Source organism: Deinococcus radiodurans R1 = ATCC 13939 = DSM 20539, from assembly GCF_000008565.1.
Lineage (GTDB): Bacteria > Deinococcota > Deinococci > Deinococcales > Deinococcaceae > Deinococcus > Deinococcus radiodurans.
In genome coordinates this window covers 87,501-103,019 of sequence record NC_001263.1, presented here as the reverse complement: position 1 = coordinate 103,019, position 15,519 = coordinate 87,501, and the positions used below count along the sequence as shown (strand labels likewise).

The 15,519-nt window shown below is 67.8% G+C and carries 18 protein-coding genes and 1 pseudogene (1 of these 19 cut by a window edge); 14 read left to right on the top strand and 5 right to left on the bottom strand.

Annotation, left to right across the window (positions count from 1 at the left end; genetic code table 11):
* Window positions 1-18 precede the first annotated feature (18 nt).
* On the top strand, window positions 19-822 hold the full coding sequence (locus DR_RS00540; RefSeq protein ID WP_010886751.1) for a hypothetical protein: 804 nt from the start codon (window positions 19-21) through the stop codon (window positions 820-822).
* Window positions 823-870: 48 nt separating this feature from the next.
* Here the strand turns inward: DR_RS00540 and rplI are convergent, their stop codons facing one another.
* The 4 genes and pseudogenes from rplI to rpsF form a co-directional block, all read right to left on the bottom strand.
* Window positions 871-1,311 carry a 50S ribosomal protein L9 gene (gene rplI / locus DR_RS00535; protein ID WP_010886750.1) on the bottom strand — a complete coding sequence of 147 codons (441 nt, stop codon included), beginning with the start codon at window positions 1,309-1,311 and terminating at the stop codon, window positions 871-873.
* Window positions 1,312-1,323: 12 nt separating this feature from the next.
* Window positions 1,324-1,602, bottom strand: a complete 279-nt coding sequence (gene rpsR / locus DR_RS00530; RefSeq protein WP_010886749.1) for a 30S ribosomal protein S18 — start codon at window positions 1,600-1,602, stop codon at window positions 1,324-1,326.
* A 56-nt stretch (window positions 1,603-1,658) separates the two neighbouring features.
* Window positions 1,659-2,562 (bottom strand): annotated as a pseudogene (locus tag DR_RS00525) (single-stranded DNA-binding protein).
* Between the two features lie 119 nt (window positions 2,563-2,681).
* Window positions 2,682-2,990 carry a 30S ribosomal protein S6 gene (gene rpsF, locus DR_RS00520; protein WP_010886746.1) on the bottom strand — a complete coding sequence of 103 codons (309 nt, stop codon included), beginning with the start codon at window positions 2,988-2,990 and terminating at the stop codon, window positions 2,682-2,684.
* Between the two features lie 161 nt (window positions 2,991-3,151).
* On the opposite strand from rpsF, the gene DR_RS00515 reads away from it, so the two are divergent.
* From DR_RS00515 to DR_RS00505, 3 genes are all read left to right on the top strand, one after another.
* The gene (locus DR_RS00515) at window positions 3,152-3,703 is read left to right on the top strand and encodes a DUF1802 family protein (RefSeq protein ID WP_027480309.1); all 552 of its coding nucleotides are present in this window, start codon (window positions 3,152-3,154) and stop codon (window positions 3,701-3,703) included.
* Window positions 3,704-3,767: 64 nt separating this feature from the next.
* Entirely contained in the window at window positions 3,768-5,519 is a 1,752-nt protein-coding gene (locus DR_RS00510; protein ID WP_010886744.1) for an ABC transporter ATP-binding protein, read from the top strand.
* Window positions 5,520-5,616: 97 nt separating this feature from the next.
* Window positions 5,617-7,443 carry an ABC transporter ATP-binding protein gene (locus DR_RS00505; RefSeq protein ID WP_010886743.1) on the top strand — a complete coding sequence of 609 codons (1,827 nt, stop codon included), beginning with the start codon at window positions 5,617-5,619 and terminating at the stop codon, window positions 7,441-7,443.
* A gap of 81 nt (window positions 7,444-7,524) precedes the next feature.
* On the opposite strand, the gene DR_RS00500 is transcribed toward DR_RS00505, so the two are convergent.
* The gene (locus DR_RS00500; RefSeq protein ID WP_034350939.1) at window positions 7,525-7,989 is read right to left on the bottom strand and encodes a YbjN domain-containing protein; all 465 of its coding nucleotides are present in this window, start codon (window positions 7,987-7,989) and stop codon (window positions 7,525-7,527) included.
* 343 nt (window positions 7,990-8,332) lie between these two features.
* Here DR_RS00500 and DR_RS00495 point away from each other — a divergent pair, with 343 nt between their 5' ends.
* From DR_RS00495 to obgE, 10 genes are all read left to right on the top strand, one after another.
* Window positions 8,333-9,868, top strand: coding sequence for a phytoene desaturase family protein (locus tag DR_RS00495; RefSeq protein WP_010886741.1), 1,536 nt, complete (start codon window positions 8,333-8,335; stop codon window positions 9,866-9,868).
* Window positions 9,865-10,140: an NUDIX domain-containing protein gene (locus DR_RS00490; protein ID WP_010886740.1), complete on the top strand. Its 276-nt coding sequence runs from the start codon at window positions 9,865-9,867 to the stop codon at window positions 10,138-10,140. The genes DR_RS00495 and DR_RS00490 overlap by 4 nt, the downstream gene beginning before the upstream one ends.
* Window positions 10,137-11,075: a carotenoid 1,2-hydratase CruF gene (gene cruF, locus DR_RS00485; RefSeq protein ID WP_010886739.1), complete on the top strand. Its 939-nt coding sequence runs from the start codon at window positions 10,137-10,139 to the stop codon at window positions 11,073-11,075. The genes DR_RS00490 and cruF overlap by 4 nt, the downstream gene beginning before the upstream one ends.
* Window positions 11,065-11,763, top strand: coding sequence for a 1-acyl-sn-glycerol-3-phosphate acyltransferase (locus DR_RS00480; protein WP_010886738.1), 699 nt, complete (start codon window positions 11,065-11,067; stop codon window positions 11,761-11,763). Before cruF ends, DR_RS00480 begins: the two co-directional genes overlap by 11 nt.
* Window positions 11,760-12,836, top strand: coding sequence for a glycosyltransferase (locus DR_RS00475; protein ID WP_010886737.1), 1,077 nt, complete (start codon window positions 11,760-11,762; stop codon window positions 12,834-12,836). The genes DR_RS00480 and DR_RS00475 overlap by 4 nt, the downstream gene beginning before the upstream one ends.
* 73 nt (window positions 12,837-12,909) lie before the next feature.
* Window positions 12,910-13,677, top strand: coding sequence for an SDR family NAD(P)-dependent oxidoreductase (locus DR_RS00470; RefSeq protein ID WP_034350944.1), 768 nt, complete (start codon window positions 12,910-12,912; stop codon window positions 13,675-13,677).
* Window positions 13,674-14,147 carry a transcriptional regulator NrdR gene (gene nrdR, locus DR_RS00465; protein WP_010886735.1) on the top strand — a complete coding sequence of 158 codons (474 nt, stop codon included), beginning with the start codon at window positions 13,674-13,676 and terminating at the stop codon, window positions 14,145-14,147. The genes DR_RS00470 and nrdR overlap by 4 nt, the downstream gene beginning before the upstream one ends.
* A 376-nt stretch (window positions 14,148-14,523) precedes the next feature.
* Complete coding sequence (gene rplU / locus DR_RS00460) at window positions 14,524-14,826, top strand: 50S ribosomal protein L21 (RefSeq protein WP_027480310.1); 303 nt, start codon at window positions 14,524-14,526, stop codon at window positions 14,824-14,826.
* A 14-nt stretch (window positions 14,827-14,840) separates the two neighbouring features.
* Window positions 14,841-15,116: a 50S ribosomal protein L27 gene (gene rpmA / locus DR_RS00455; RefSeq protein ID WP_010886733.1), complete on the top strand. Its 276-nt coding sequence runs from the start codon at window positions 14,841-14,843 to the stop codon at window positions 15,114-15,116.
* 113 nt (window positions 15,117-15,229) lie between these two features.
* Window positions 15,230-15,519, top strand: the 5' portion of a protein-coding gene (obgE, locus tag DR_RS00450) for a GTPase ObgE (RefSeq protein ID WP_010886732.1). The gene runs 1,027 nt beyond the window's last position; 290 of the gene's 1,317 nt are visible here — the first part of the coding sequence; its start codon is at window positions 15,230-15,232; the stop codon falls past the right edge of the window.

The following is a 15,519-nucleotide window of genomic DNA, read 5'->3' as shown; positions in this document are numbered from 1 at the left end:
GCGGGTGAGGATACCCCCATGCCCGACCTCCTCGACCTGACGCCGAAGTTTCGGACCTTCTTCGCTCTTGCCGAGCACGCCGACCCTGAAACGCGTTGGCAGCTGTGGCAACAGCACTACGCTTTCGCCGCCGTACCTCCCACGCCTGGAGGACAGGGCATCGCCCGCCGCCTGCTGGACGAGGCTTGGGAGAAGTATTCAGACCTGCCCACCGACCTTCGCCCGGAAGTTGTCCGGTTACAACGGCAAGCGCGGGAAGCGGAGCAGGCGCTTGAAGCGCTGTTTCAGACTCCTGCTCCCAGCTACCGCCTCGTCACCTACGTGGGCGGCTTCGAGGGCAACGCGTTTGTGGCCGGGACCTCGCTGTGTATGCCCGTCGAGATGCCTGCCGACTGGGCCGGGTGGGTGCTCACCCATGAACTGACCCACCTCTTTCATCACGAGTTGTGCGGCAGTGACGGCGGCTGGCAGCGCTCGGTGGCGGCCCTCATCGTGCAGGAGGGTCTGGCGACCCGCACCACGGCTGCCCTCCATCCCACTTCACCCCTGCGAGACCATCTCGGCACGGTGGACTGGCTGAGACAGTGCGAGGATGTACGCAGCGGCCTGTGGGGGGACGCTCTCTCCCGGCTAGACGCCTCGGACGACGCCGCCCTGCTGCGCTTTCTTCTGCCTCACCCGGAGTTTGGGCCTGAACGGACGGCCTACGCGCTCGGCTGGTGGCTGGTCGGCGACTGGCTGGCGCAGGGGCGCACCCTGGCCGAACTGGCCCGCGTGCCCGAAGCAGACTTGCCCGCCCTGGTGGCCCAACGCACCCAATAGAAAAACCCCGCCACACCGGGCGGGGTCTTCTTTTGCTCCCTCTGAGGCTTACTTCGCGGCGTGCACCACGAGCTTCATGGGGATGGTGACTTCGGGGTGGGCGCGGTAAGCGATGTCGTACTCGCCCACTTCCTTGACGGTCTTGGGCATGTCGATCTTGCGGCGGTCCACGTCGAAACCGAGCTGGTCGAGGCTGTTGGCCACGTCCTGGTGGGTGACGGCGCCGTAGATCTTGCCTTCGCCCGCGCGGACGCTCAGTTCCACAGCCACACCGTTCAGGCGGCTGGCGAGGTCTTCGGCCACGGCCTTTTCCTGCGCCTGGCGCTTTTCGATGGAGCGCAGCTGCGCTTCGAGGGTCTTCATGTTGGTGCGGGTCGCGGACACCGCGAGGCCCTGGGGAATCAGCCAGTTGCGGGCGTACCCGTCCTTGACGCTCACCACTTCGCCGGTCTTGCCCAGGCGGCTGGGTTCGAGAAGAATCACTTGCATGTCAAGGACTCCTTATTTCCGGACCAGTTTCTCGGTGTAGGGCAGCAGCGCGAGCTGACGCGCGACCTTGATGGTCTGCGCGATGCGGCGCTGGTGCTTGGCCGAGAGGCCGGTGCGGCGGCGGGGAAGAATCTTGCCGGTGTCGCTGACGAAGCGGCGCAGCATCTTCACGTCTTTGTAATCGGTGATTTCCAGTTCCCCGATGGAGAACGGATCGACCTTCGGCTTGCGGGGGCGCTTGGGGCCCTTGCCGCGCGGCTTGCGTTCGCCGCTGTTTCCTTGCTGGGTCATGTTGGGTGTCCTTGGTGTGGCCGGAAGCCGGGGGCGCTAGGCCCCCAGGGCCTGCATTAAAAGGGCAGGTCGTCTTCTTCCGGCGGAAAATCGTCGAGACCTTGATCAATATCTAGGCCCCCCGAACGGCTCCCCGTGTTCGCCGCGCGGCTGGGCTGGCTCTGGTAGCCGCCAGACGTCGGGCGTGCGGCACTGCTCGCGGTCTGCGTGCGAGGTGCGGCAGGGGTGGCTGCGGCGTAGCCCGAATTGGCATTGCCTGCGCCTCGGGCAAGGGCTTCGACTCGCGTCGCCTCTACTCTTGTGCTGTTGCGCTTGTTGCCGTCTTTATCGGTCCAGCCCTCGTTGACGAGCCTGCCCATGATCATGACCGGGTCGCCCTTACGGAGCTCCTTCATGTTCTCGGCGAGGTCGCGCCAGAGCGTGGCGTCGATATAGTGAACCTTTTCCTGGCGCTGGCCTGACGGTCCTGGTAGTTCTCGTTGACCGCAATCGACAGGCTCAGCACAGCGTCACCCGCAGGGGTGTAGCGAATCTCGGGGTCACGGGTCACGTTGCCGAGGACCAGGACTTCATTCATCGCGCCGCTCATGCGCACGCCGCCGCCAGCGTCCTGAATCAGTTCGGGCTGGGTGCCGAGCTGTTCCATGCGGAGGGCTTTGACGTTGACTGCGCTGCGTTTGCCGCTTCGGGCGCTTCCCACTGACGGTATTCCAGGGTACCTTCAACCACCACGGCGTCGCCGCCCTTGAGGTTGCGCTCGGCCTGCCATTCGGCGGGCTTGCCCAGAATCGACACGCGGTGGTACCAGGGCAGATTGCGTTCACGGCCATCATTGCCGATCACTCGGTCTTCGCCTGCGACGGTGGCTTCGAAAACGGCCATGCCGTTGCCGGTGTAGCGAAGTTCGGGATCACGGGCGAGTGCGCCGATCAGGTAGACGTGGTTCATGCCTCGGGCCATAACAAATTCTCCTTGGGTAGCTGGCAAAATAACTAGAGTTCGATGTTGCTGGCGGACGGCCCTTGCGGGTTCACTAGATAGTAACAAGCAGAGTCAATTATGTCAATGACATAAAAGGCTCAGGCCTTCTTGGTCTTCCACTCCGGGCGGTCCTTGACCACCAGGACGCGGCGGACGTTGTCGCGCAGGCGCAGGCTGCTGGCGATGGCGGTTTCGGGGTTGCCCGAAGCCTTGATGGTGTACATCAGGTAGTAGCCTTCGCGGTCCTTGCCCACCTGGTAGGCGAGGCGACGGTTGCCGAGGTCGTCGAGGTTGCTGATTTCAGCCCCCGCGTTACGCACGGCGTTCTCGATGTAATCCTTCTCGGTCTGCACCTGTTCGGCGCTGATGTTCGGGTTCAGGATCAGGTTGAGATCGTACTGGTTCATGATTCACCTCCTCATAGTGTTGCTGTCGGTGCGGTCACGCGGCAAAGTCAAACCTCGCCGGACGGCGCAACTCGGTACGTTATCAGACCGGCCGGGCAGATGGTAGAGGTGGCCCCCGGCTGTCTTGGTCTCCCCCGGCTGTCTTGGTCTACTGTCAGGTCATGAACGAACTTGTGGGCCTCAAAGAATGGGACGTGCAGTGCGGGCTGCTGACGCGGGGCGAGACCTCGCTGCTGATTCGCAAGGGCGGCATTCACGAGCGGCACGGCGAATTCGAGGTGGAGCACCGCCGCTTTGTGCTGTACCCCACGTATGTTCACCAGAACCCGGAGGAACTGCGCGCCGAATTCGCGCCGCTGCTGCGAACCGACCCCGCGCCGGGCCGGGTCAGGCCCCCCGCGCTCGCCGAGGTGGTGGCCGTGCACCGCGTGACCGACCTCGCCGCTGCGCAGAGGCTGGAGCCGCTGCAAGCGCTCACGGCGCAGGCGATGGCCCGCAAGTTCGCCTATAAGAACCGCCCCTGGGTGCACGCGCTGGTGCTGCGCATCTGGCCGCTGCGTGAGCCGCCGACCCTGACCGAAACGGCGCAGATGCTCGGCTGCGTGAGCTGGGTGCCGCTGGGTGAGCTGAAGGTAGATGTTGGAGCACCCGCCGTCTCCGACGCCGATCTCACGGCGCGGGCGGCGGAGGTGCAGCGCTTGCTGGAAGGCTGAGCTGCCGGGCGCCCTCCGCCAGTTGGCCGATGTGCCGGCCCCGCACTTCGCCTAGCCTGAACGCATGGCTGCCCCTTCCCCTACCCTGACCGTGTTACGAACTTACCTGGGGCCGCTCCGGGGCGCGGTGGCGGCCCTCGCCGCGCTGCTGCTCGTCGGCACGGGGCTGAACCTGCTGCTGCCGCAACTGCTTTCGCGCTTCGTGGACGCCGCCAAGCTGGGGGCACAGGCCGACGTGGCGCTGCTGGTGCGCCTCGCCGTGACCTACCTCGTGCTCGCTGTGGGCGTGCAACTGCTGAGCGCCGGGGCGACGTACCTGGGGGCGCGGGTGGGCTGGCAGGCGACCAACCGGCTGCGCGCCGACCTGACCGCGCACCTGCTGTCACTCGACATGCAGGAACACAAGGAACGCACGCCCGGCGAGATGATCGAGCGCATCGACGGCGACGTGACGGCCCTGAGCAACTTCTTCTCGCAGTTCGCGGTGAGGGTGTTCGGGGCCGCGCTGCTGCTGACCGGCGCGGTGGTCATGTTCTGGCGCACCGACTGGCGGGTGGGAGCGGGCGTAACCGTCTTCGTGGCCCTGACGCTGTGGGCGATGAACCGCGTCCGCAAGGGCGGCGTGGAACCTACGCAGCAGGAGCGCGAGGCGAGTGCCAAGCTGTTCGGCTACGTGGAGGAGCGGCTCGCCGGGCTCGACGATGTGCGCTCGCTCGGCGCGGGCGAGTACCACCTGCGCGGGTTCCTGAAGGTGCAGCGCGAGTTTTTCAGCCGCTCCATCTTTTCCTGGCGGCGCCGGGCGGTGGTGTGGCAACTGAGCATGGCGCTCTTTGCCGTGGGCTACGTGGCGCTGCTCGCCTCGGCGGTGGGGCTCTACGCGGCGGGGGCCATCACGCTCGGCACCGCCTTCGCGCTCTACCAGTACATGACGATGGTGGAAGAACCCATTGATCAGCTCACCAACCAGTTGCAGGACCTGCAAAAAGCGGGGGCGAGCGTGATGAGGGTGGGCGAACTGCTCGCGCTGCGGTCGCACCTGCCGGAAGGAACGCGCGAGTTGCCCCCCGGCCCGCTCGACCTGCGCTTTGACCATGTGGGCTTCAGCTACGGCGGCGCAGAGGGCACCCCTGTCCTGCGGGACGTGGACCTGACGCTGGAGGCTGGGCAGACGCTGGGGCTGCTGGGGCGCACTGGCAGCGGCAAAACGACGCTGACCCGTCTGGTGTCGCGCCTCTACGACCCCACCAGCGGCAGCGTGCGCCTCGGCGGCGTGGACACCCGCGACGTGACCCTCGCCAGCCTGCGCTCGCGGGTGGCAGTAGTGACGCAGGACGTGCAGCTGTTTCAGGCGAGCGTGCGCGACAACCTCAGCTTTTTCGACGAGGGCGTGAGCGACGCGCAGGTGGAGGCGGCGCTGGCCGAAGTCGGCCTGGGCGACTGGCTTTCGCGCCTGCCGGAAGGGGTCCGCACGCCGCTGCCCGCCGGAAGCCTCAGCGCGGGGCAGGCGCAACTGCTTGCCTTTGCCCGTGTGATGCTGCGCGACCCCGCCGTCATCATCCTCGACGAGCCGAGCAGCCGCCTCGACCCCGCCACCGAAGCCCAGCTCACCGCCGCCATGACCCGGCTGCTCGCGGGCCGCACCGCCATCGTCATCGCCCACCGGCTCGATACCGTGGCCCGCGCCGACCGCATCGTGGTGCTGGGAGCCGGTGAGGTGCTGGAAGACGGTGCCCGCACCGACCTCGCCCGCGATCCGCGCAGCCACTACGCCGGTCTGCTGCGCGCCGGGCGGGAAGCCGAAGCGGTGCTGGCATGAGGGGCGTGGGCGTGAGAAAAGCTGAAGTGATTTGGACGCCTCCTGACCTCTTGCTCTCCCCATCAACCTTCCTCCATCACCCATCAACGGAGACTCCATGACCACCCCGGCCAGCCCGCTCCCTTCCGCTTCACCGCCGCCCACCACCCCGCGCGCCGTCTCACCCTCGCCCGCCCGCACCTTTGCCCTCGCCCGTCGTCTGTTCGCCTATACCCCCGGCCTCTTCGCCTTCAACCTGCTGATGTGGGGCATGGTGCACGCCTCGCCCGCGCTGCTGACGGTGGCGATCAGCGGCCTGTTCGGTCATCTGGAGGAAGCCGAACGGGGAGTGAGCACCGGCATCGCGGCGGCGTGGGTGTCGCTGGGGTGGTTCGCGTTCGTGCGGGCGAGCCGCTTCGGGATTTTTTACGGGGCGTTCCGGGCGTGGGTGGAGCTGTGGTACACGCTCGACGCGCTGGTGCGGCGCAACCTGCTCGGCTACCTACTGACCGCGCCTGGCTCGCGCCGGTTGCCCGACACACCCGCCGAGGCGGTGAGCCGCTTCCGCGACGACGTGGAGGACGTGGCGGGCTACACCGAGGTCTGGGTGGACGGCGCGGGCTTTCTGGTCTACACGCTGGTCGCCGTGACCCTGATGGCGCGGGTGGACCCGCTGATTACCGTGCTGGTGTGCGCGCCGCTGCTGCTGATGATTGTCTTCGTGCAGCGGCTCTCGCCCACCATCCGCACCTATCGCCGCCGGATGCGCGAGGCGACGGCGCGCGTGACCGACTTTATCGGGGAGACCTTCGGAGCCGTGAGCGCCGTCAAGCTCGCCGGGCGTGAGGAGCAGATGGTCGCGCACCTGCGCCGGCTCGGCGAAACGCGCCAGCAGGCCGCGCTGCGCGACGTGCTGCTCACCGAACTCATTCGCGGCGTGAACACCAACATGGTCAATCTGGCGGTGGGGCTGGTGCTGCTGCTGGGGGCCAACCGGGTACGCGGCGAGGCGCTGAGCGTGCAGGACTTCGTGCTGTTTATCGGCCTGCTGCCACGCCTGACCGGGAGCATGGGCTTTTTCGGCGACGCGATTGCCCGCCACCGCCGCACCGGGGTTTCTTTCGAGCGCATGAACCGCCTGCTGGTCGACGCGCCAGGAGACGAAACCGTGCGCCACCAGCCGGTATACCTGCGCGCCGAGCCGCCTGCCCTGCCTGCCCGCGAGGCCGCAGAACCGCTGCGCGAACTGCGGGTGGAGCACCTCAGCGCGCACCATCCGGACGGCGGCGGTGTCCACGACGTGAGCTTCACGCTGCGGCGCGGGGAATTCGTGGTGGTGACCGGGCGCATCGGCAGCGGCAAAAGCACCCTGCTGCGCGCCGTGCTGGGGCTGCTCCCCACGGACGGCGGGCGCATCGTCTGGAACGGCGAGGAAGTCACCGACCCCGCCTCCTTTCTGGTGCCGCCGCGCTCGGCGTACACGGCGCAACTGCCCAACCTCTTTTCCGACTCGCTGCGCGACAACGTGCTGAGCGGCGCGGACGCGGACCGGCTGCCGCTCGCGGTGCGGCTGGCCCGGCTGGACGCCGACCTCGCGCAGTTGCCGCAGGGCGACGGGACGCCCGTCGGCGCACGCGGCGTCAAGCTCTCCGGCGGGCAGGTGCAGCGCACGGCGGTGGCGCGGATGCTGGCGCAACAGGCCGACCTGCTGGTGTTCGACGACGTGTCGAGCGCCCTCGACGCCCGCACCGAGGCCGAACTGTGGGACGGCCTGTTTTCCGAACTCGGCGCCACCTGTCTGGTCGTCTCACACCGCCGCGCCGCCCTGACCCGCGCCCACCGCATCCTGGTGATGGAAGGCGGGCGGGTGACGGCGGAGGGTACGCTTGCCGAACTGCTGGAAACGAGCGCAGAAATGCGGGCGCTGTGGGCGGAGGAGGAGTGATACCACTTTGAAAAATAGTTTGATGATCCAAACTATTTTTCAAAGTGGTATCAGAGGCGCTATTTCTCTCTCAGACCCGGATCAGATCGCGTCGAGGACGTCCTCCAGGACCAGTTTCCAGAGATCGAAGGTGTCTTCCATGTTCTTGTAAGTCACCCCGAAATCCAGATTGACATCCATCTGGAGGTTGAGATCCCCATCGCTGTCGATAAACAGCTTGCCGAAGCGCTTGTCGGCGTTCCACTGGTTGACCTCGGCCGCGGTCAGCCGTTTGCCGATCCAGTAGGTCGCAAACTGGATACTGGTGCAGTTTTTCTTGTTGGAGTCGCAGCCGTAAAAGTACACCGAGTATTCCTGGCCGCCGATGCGCCCGGTGATCTTGGGTGAACCGGTAGCAGACGACGTTCCGAGCGAAGCCGACCCGAACCCGCGTGCGATCCCTACCAGTTCCGTGGTCGAGGTGCCGGTGACGAGGGACTGGGCGGATTGGGCGGACGCGGGAACGCCGAACAGAACAGTCAGACCGAGAGCAGCAGAACGCTTCATAGGACCTCCTTTCGATTCTCCGGGACGCCCGGGGACCCCCTGGGCATGCCCTACTGTAATATTTCTCACCTTTTCAGTCAATGGTGGGGCCGGGGGCTGCCGCCGGGAACTGCCAGTGTTCTAGCCACCGACGTTTCATACTGCTTTAATCCGATTCCCGAACATCCGAAAGAGGCGCCGGATGCCCGTCTATCTCCTTAAAACCGTATTTTTTCCATGCGCTCCCGGCAAAATTGCGCCCGGACATGTCCGGGACTCAATTTGAAACCGTATCAGGCCAGGTGGGGCAAGCGTACCGCCCCCCACCCTCCCCCCCGCCGCCGGCGTGCCAGACTGACCCCAAATGCCGGATTACGACCTGATCGTCATGGGCGCGGGCCACAACGCGCTGGTGACTGCTGCCTACGCCGCCCGGGCGGGCCTGAAAGTCGGCGTGTTCGAGCGGCGGCACCTCGTCGGCGGGGCGGTCAGCACCGAGGAGGTCGTGCCCGGTTACCGCTTCGACTACGGCGGCAGCGCCCACATCCTGATTCGGATGACGCCCATCGTGCGCGAACTCGAACTCACGCGGCACGGGCTGCATTACCTCGAAGTGGACCCTATGTTTCACGCTTCCGACGGTGAAACGCCCTGGTTCATTCACCGCGACGCCGGGCGGACCATCCGCGAACTGGACGAAAAGTTTCCCGGGCAGGGCGACGCCTACGGGCGCTTTCTCGACGATTGGACACCCTTCGCGCGCGCCGTGGCCGACCTGTTCAACTCGGCGCCGGGGCCGCTCGACCTGGGCAAAATGGTGATGCGCAGCGGCCAGGGCAAGGACTGGAACGAGCAGCTCCCGCGCATCCTGCGGCCCTACGGCGACGTGGCGCGCGAGTACTTCAGCGAGGAGCGCGTGCGGGCTCCCCTGACCTGGATGGCGGCCCAGAGCGGCCCCCCACCCTCGGACCCGCTGAGCGCGCCCTTTTTGCTGTGGCACCCGCTCTACCACGAAGGCGGCGTGGCGCGGCCCAAAGGCGGCAGCGGCGGCCTGACCAAAGCCCTGCGCCGGGCCACCGAGGCCGAAGGCGGCGAGGTCTTCACCGACGCGCCGGTCAAGGAAATTCTGGTCAAGGACGGCAAGGCGCAGGGCATCCGGCTGGAAAGCGGCGAGACGTACACCGCCCGCGCCGTCGTGTCGGGCGTCCACATCCTGACCACTGCGAATGCCCTGCCCGCCGAATATGTCCCTAGCGCCGCCAGGAATGTGCGCGTGGGCAACGGCTTCGGCATGATTTTGCGCCTCGCCCTCAGTGAAAAAGTCAAATACCGTCACCACACCGAGCCCGACTCACGCATCGGCCTGGGATTGCTGATCAAAAACGAGCGGCAAATCATGCAGGGCTACGGCGAATACCTCGCCGGGCAGCCCACCACCGACCCGCCCCTCGTCGCCATGAGCTTCAGCGCGGTGGACGACTCGCTCGCCCCACCGAACGGCGACGTGTTGTGGCTGTGGGCGCAGTACTACCCCTTCGAGCTCGCCACCGGGAGCTGGGAAACGCGCACCGCCGAAGCGCGGGAGAACATCCTGCGGGCCTTTGAGCACTACGCGCCGGGCACCCGCGACACGATTGTGGGCGAACTCGTGCAGACGCCGCAGTGGCTGGAAACCAACCTCGGCCTGCACCGGGGCAACGTGATGCACCTGGAAATGTCCTTCGACCAGATGTTCTCCTTCCGCCCCTGGCTGAAAGCGAGCCAGTACCGCTGGCCGGGCGTGCAGGGGCTGTACCTCACCGGCGCCAGCACCCACCCCGGCGGAGGCATCATGGGCGCCTCGGGACGCAACGCGGCGCGGGTCATCGTGAAGGACCTGACGCGGAGGCGCTGGAAATGAAACGAACCGGGGCCGGAATCGCCGTGCGGCGCGGGGCCGCAGTGCTGCTGGTTCGGCGCCGCGACGACGGCCAGTGGGACGTGCCGGGGGGCGGAAGTGAAGGCGCCGAAGCCATTGAGGAAACCACCCCCCGCGAACTGCGCGAGGAAACTGAGCTGACGGTGGGCGAGATGCGGATCCTGGGCATGTGGCCGCCGAGCGCCCTGCCGGGGGACGTTTCGGAGACGACCGCCCAGTATTTTGCCGCCCTGCACTCGCAGGAGCCGGGTTGATCTCGCCCCCCCTCCTGCGCTGGGGGCTGGCCGCCGCTGGCCTCGGCCTCGCCTTTCTGGGGGCGCTGCTGGCGCTGGCCGAGCAGTCCGCAGGCTGGGCTCTGATTGCGCTGGGGCTGCCGCTCTCCGGGGTGTTTGCGCTGGCGGGGGACGCGCTGGGGTCAGCGTTCGGGGCCACCCTGCGGCGGCGCTGGCAACGGCTGCTCGCTGAGACGCCGCCGTGGTTGGGGTGGCTCGCGCTCTCCGTGGCCCTCAAGATTCCGGTGCCGCTGTGGCCGCAGGGGTTTGCGCTGCTGGGGCTGCTCAGCACCGGGGCGCTGTTCGTCGCCGGACTGAGCTACGCCGCGCAGCGGGCGGGCTGGGGCCAGGCCGCGCAGCTCGCCGCCCTCGCCTGCCTCGCCGGGCTGGGCGTGGAACTGCTCGGCAGCCGGACGGGGGTTCCTTTTGGGCAGTACTCCTACGCCACCGCCCCCGCGCCCACCGTGCTCACGGTGCCGCTTATCGTGCCGCTGGGCTGGTTCGCCTTTACCCTCGCCGGGCTGCAACTCGCGGGCGGGCGCCCCTGGCTGGCGGGGCTGCTCATCACGTGCTGGGACGTGGGCCTCGAACCGCTGATGACGGCGCAGAACTACTGGCGCTGGAGCGACCCCCACCCGCTGTGGGCCGGGGCGCCGGTGCAGAACTTTCTCGGCTGGTGGGCGGTGGGCACGGCGATTGCCTGGGGCATGAAGCGTCTGGCGCCGGGGCTTTTTGATGCCAAAGAGAAGCAGAAGGCTGAGGGCTTATCGCCGTCCTTCTCGCTCGCCTACTTCACCGAGGCTTTTTTTCTGCCGGGCGGGCTGGTGCTGGTGGGGCGGCTGGCGGAAGCGGGGGTCACACTCGCCGTGATGGGGCTGGGAGCGCTGCTCGCGCGCGGGGTGCGGCGTGCCAGTTGAGGGCGACTGGACCGGCCCCCTGGTGCGCCTGAGCATTCGCCGCAGCCTGCGCGCCGAGCTCGCCGGGGTCTACGTGACCGGGCCTTTGCCGCCCGGCGGCGCGGTGCTCGCCCCCAACCACCAGTCGTGGTGGGACGGCTACCTGCTCGGCGAACTCGCCTGGCAGTGCGGCGCGGACCTCCGGGTGATGATGACCGAGCGGCAACTCGGGCGCTTTCCCTTTCTGCGGCGGGTGGGGGCCATCGGCACCGGGGAGGTCCGCGCCGCCGTGCGCCACGCCCGGCGCGGCGGCTGGACGGTTCTCTTTCCCGAGGGCGCCCTGCAACCGCCCGGCCCGCTCGGCGCGCTGCACCCCGGCGCGGCGTGGGTGGCCCGGCAAGCAGGCGTGCCCCTGATTCCCGTCGGGCTGCGGGTGCTGGTGCGGGGAGCGCAGAAGCCCGAAGCCTTCGTGCGGTTCGCGCCGCCGATGCCGCCCGCCGACCTGGCCGGAGCCCTCCGTGCTGCCGTCGCCCGGCTGGACGCCGACCTGCACGCCGCCGACCCTGATTTGCCGCCCGCCGGATACCTGCGCTGGGTGCGCGGCGCGAGCAGCGTGCACGACCGGCCCGGCCTGCCCACGCGGCTGCTCGCCCGGCTGACGACTTTGCAGGGCGCTTCACTCCCCGCACCGAAAGGCCCGCTCCGATGAAGCCCCTCTCGCTGCTCTACCACGTCCTGACCGGCGCTTTTCTCGGCTACAAGGCCCTGATGCTGGTCAACAACGCTGTGGCTTTTCCCCGCCTGCGCCCGCAGCCGCCGCTGCCGGACGTGCGCGTTTCGCTGCTCGTACCCGCGCGCGACGAGGCCGCCAACCTGCGGCGCAACCTGCCCGGTCTGCTTGCTCAGGGCGCGGCGGAGGTGCTCGTCCTCGACGACGGCTCGGTTGACGACACCGCGCAGGTCGCCCGCAGCCTCGGCGCCCGCGTGCTGACCGGCGAGCCATTGCCGCCCGGCTGGGTGGGCAAGCCCTGGGCCTGTCAGCAACTCGCGCGGGCGGCGAGCGGCGACGTGCTTGTGTTCACCGACGCCGACGTGAGCTGGCACCCCGGTGCGCTGGGCGCGGTGACGGCGCAGTGGCAACGCGCGGGCGCCGACCTGCTCAGCGTGTGGCCGCGCCAGCGCAACGTGACCCCCGGCGAGCGGCTGCTGACCCCGCTGGCCGAGCTGCCGCTGCTGCTGCTCTTTCCGCTGCCGCTGCTGCTTTTTCCCATTCCGTCGGCGAGCGCGGCCAACGGGCAGGTCATGGTCTTCCGGCGCTCCTTTTACTGGTCGCTCGGCGGGCACGCGGCGGTGCGCGGCGACGTGCTCGAGGACGTGCAGTTTGCCTACCGGGTCCGTGAGGCGGGCGGGCGGCTCTCGCTCGCGCTCGGTCAGGACTGTATCGGGGTGCGGATGTACCGCTCTTACCCCGACTCGGTGGCCGGCTTCGGCAAGAATCTGCTCGCGGTGCACGGGGGACGGCGGGGGCGGCTGGCGCTGAGCTTCGCGCTGGTGTTCGCCATCTACACGGCGCCCTGGCTGTGGCCGCTGCCGGGGGCGCGCTGGCTGCGGCTGGCGAGTGTGGCCGAGCGCCCGCTGACCAACTTTCTCGCCGGACGCCGCCGCCCCGCCGACCTCGCCGAGGGGCTGCTGGGGCCGCTCACGCCACTGCTGATGCTGCCGGTGTACCGCCGGGCGCTGCGGCGGCAGGTGGCGTGGAAAGGCCGCGAGTACCGGCAGTAGCGCCGGGGCGCGCAATCCGGCGCCCGTCTGCGGCGTCGCAATTTTGCGCGGCTGGCCCGCTATGCTGGCCGCTATGACGTCTTCCGCTGGCGGCGCGTTTTCGCCTTCCCCGGCCCAGCGCGGCCTGCTCACCAATCAGGTGATTGCCGTGACCAGCGCCGATCAGGGCTACGGGCGGCCCATCGGCACCGCGCTGGCCCACGCGGGCGCCAGCGTGATTCTGGTGGGCACCGCGCCCGAAAACCTCGCCGCCATCGCCAGCGGCATCGAGCAGCAGGGCGGGCAGGTCATTCCGCTTGCCGCCGACGTGTCGGTGCCGCTCGACTGCATCAGCGCGCTCGGGCGCATTCTCGACATCTACGGCGAACTGCACGGCGTGGTGCACCTCGCGGACAAGCGGGCCTACTCCACCTTTCAGGACCTCAGCGAAAACGAGTGGATGGACCTGTTCGGCGCCAACGTCAAGAGCACCGTTGCCTTGACCCAGGTGCTGCGCCGCCGCCACCCCCAGACCTGGCTGACCATCGTGGGGCCGCACCGCGACGAGGCGGGCTTGCAGGTGCAGCCCCAGCGCGGGGCGATTCGCTCGCTGGTCGAGCACGCAGGGCAGGAAGACATGCGCCTGAACCTGCTGCTGCCTTCGCGGGCGAGCAGCGGCGACGACCGGCTCGACCAGCCGCTGACCGACGCGGTGCTGGCCCTGGCGATGCCGTCGCTCGGGCACCTCGGCGGCAACGTGCTCGAGGTGCCGCTGCCCCCGTTGCCCCGCGCAGGCCAGGCCCGTTCTGACCAAGTCCGCGCCGAGCAGATCCGTTCCGGGCAGGTGGACCGCCAGCCGTGAAGTGTCCCTACTGTTCCTCGCCCGATTCGCGGGTCATCAATTCTCGTCCCAGCGACGACGGAGCCAGCATCCGGCGCCGCCGCGAGTGCCTGACCTGCACCCGGCGCTTCACCACCTACGAGCGGGCGCAGCTCGAACCGCTGATGGTCGTCAAGCGCAGCGGCGTGCGCGAGGCCTTCAACCCCGACAAGCTGCTGCGCGGCCTGGCGCTCGCCAGCGAGAAACGTCCGGTGGAGGAGGCGGCGCTACGGACTTTCGCCTACAGCTTCGAAGACGAGGTGCAGGGCGGCGAAATTCCCACCGAGGAAATCGGGCGCCGCGCCATGACTTTTCTACGACCCCTCGACGACGTGGCCTACATCCGCTTTGCCAGTGTCTACCGCGACTTCGACAGTCTGGAACGCTTTATCGAGGAGATTCGCGGCCTCAAGGGGCATGAGGACGAGGCGCCGAAGAGCGACCCTGCCTGACCCCACAGCGCACTGCTAGGAGCCAACCTGCCGTCTGCTATAGTGGCCGGCAGTCGCGGCCCCGGCAGATGTCCGAGGTCGCCCGGAGGCTTTAGCAACCGACTCGCCCAGGCGCCACCCCACCGCGAGTCCATGTGTACCGCGAGGACACATAGATCAGAACGGGAACATGCACGCGGTCCACTTCTTATTCGCCCCAACCTGGGGCCAGGACTGTCTGCTTTTGCCCGTTCCGGTCAAACTTCCGGTTCGGGCTTGTTCCCGTGGTCAGGTGGGTGTGGTACAGTTTTCGCTTGGTGGCCCGGCGACGGGCAAACGACAGCACAATGGCCCGAGCCTTCTTGCAATGAAGGGTGCGGGCGGCAGGAGGAAAGAGATGTTTGCAATCATTCAAACGGGCGGCAAGCAGTACCGCGTTTCGGAGGGCGACGTGATTCGCGTCGAGAGCCTGCAAGGCGAAGCGGGCGACAAGGTCGAACTCAAGGCCCTTTTCGTAGGCGGCGAGCAGACCGTGTTCGGCGAAGACGCCGGCAAGTACACCGTGCAGGCCGAAGTGGTCGAGCACGGGCGCGGCAAGAAGATCTACATCCGCAAGTACAAGAGCGGCGTGCAGTACCGCCGCCGCACCGGTCACCGCCAGAACTTCACCGCGATCAAGATTCTGGGCATCCAGGGCTAAAGGAGGCGTAGGACATGGCACACAAGAAAGGCGTAGGTTCGTCCAAGAACGGACGTGACAGCAACCCCAAGTACCTGGGCGTCAAGAAGTTCGGCGGCGAAGTCGTGAAGGCCGGGAACATCCTGGTTCGTCAGCGCGGCACCAAGTTCAAGGCGGGTCAGGGCGTCGGCATGGGCCGCGACCACACCCTGTTCGCGCTCTCCGACGGCAAGGTCGTCTTCATCAACAAGGGCAAGGGCGCCCGCTTCATCAGCATCGAAGCTGCCCAGACCGAAGTCGCTGCCGACTGAATTTCGGCGGACAGCCGCGCCCTGCCCAGTTCTGGGGGGGCGCGGTTTTTTTTCACCTGCTTCGGCGGCCTGACGCCTCCTGTCAGTCCCCGGCAGGTCTCTGGAGGTCCGAAATGGCATTTCGTGACGTACTGAATATCGAGGTTGCGGCGGGCAACGGCGGCGACGGCAGCATGAGTTTCCACCGCGCCAAATACATGGAAAAAGGCGGCCCGGACGGCGGCCACGGCGGACGCGGCGGCAGCATCATTCTCCGCGCCATCGAGGGTGTGGAGTCGCTGGAACGGCTCGTCGGCAGACGCAAGTTCAAGGCCGAAAACGGGCGCTACGGCGAGGGCCGGCTGCGTCAGGGCGCCGACGGACAGGACACTTACATCGACGTGCCGGTGGGCACCACCGCCTT

What these genes read in the sequence shown, in the direction of transcription:
- DR_RS00475 (WP_010886737.1), top strand. Translation starts at nt 11,760, where the DNA reads ATGAAGCCCCTCTCGCTGCTCTACCACGTCCTGACCGGCGCTTTTCTC.
- DR_RS00505 (WP_010886743.1), top strand. Translation starts at nt 5,617, where the DNA reads ATGACCACCCCGGCCAGCCCGCTCCCTTCCGCTTCACCGCCGCCCACC.
- DR_RS00495 (WP_010886741.1), top strand. Translation starts at nt 8,333, where the DNA reads ATGCCGGATTACGACCTGATCGTCATGGGCGCGGGCCACAACGCGCTG.
- rplI (WP_010886750.1), bottom strand. Translation starts at nt 1,311, where the DNA reads ATGCAAGTGATTCTTCTCGAACCCAGCCGCCTGGGCAAGACCGGCGAA.
- DR_RS00470 (WP_034350944.1), top strand. Translation starts at nt 12,910, where the DNA reads ATGACGTCTTCCGCTGGCGGCGCGTTTTCGCCTTCCCCGGCCCAGCGC.
- DR_RS00515 (WP_027480309.1), top strand. Translation starts at nt 3,152, where the DNA reads ATGAACGAACTTGTGGGCCTCAAAGAATGGGACGTGCAGTGCGGGCTG.
- DR_RS00510 (WP_010886744.1), top strand. Translation starts at nt 3,768, where the DNA reads ATGGCTGCCCCTTCCCCTACCCTGACCGTGTTACGAACTTACCTGGGG.
- rplU (WP_027480310.1), top strand. Translation starts at nt 14,524, where the DNA reads ATGTTTGCAATCATTCAAACGGGCGGCAAGCAGTACCGCGTTTCGGAG.
- rpsF (WP_010886746.1), bottom strand. Translation starts at nt 2,990, where the DNA reads ATGAACCAGTACGATCTCAACCTGATCCTGAACCCGAACATCAGCGCC.
- DR_RS00540 (WP_010886751.1), top strand. Translation starts at nt 19, where the DNA reads ATGCCCGACCTCCTCGACCTGACGCCGAAGTTTCGGACCTTCTTCGCT.
- DR_RS00500 (WP_034350939.1), bottom strand. Translation starts at nt 7,989, where the DNA reads ATGAAGCGTTCTGCTGCTCTCGGTCTGACTGTTCTGTTCGGCGTTCCC.
- rpsR (WP_010886749.1), bottom strand. Translation starts at nt 1,602, where the DNA reads ATGACCCAGCAAGGAAACAGCGGCGAACGCAAGCCGCGCGGCAAGGGC.
- DR_RS00490 (WP_010886740.1), top strand. Translation starts at nt 9,865, where the DNA reads ATGAAACGAACCGGGGCCGGAATCGCCGTGCGGCGCGGGGCCGCAGTG.
- rpmA (WP_010886733.1), top strand. Translation starts at nt 14,841, where the DNA reads ATGGCACACAAGAAAGGCGTAGGTTCGTCCAAGAACGGACGTGACAGC.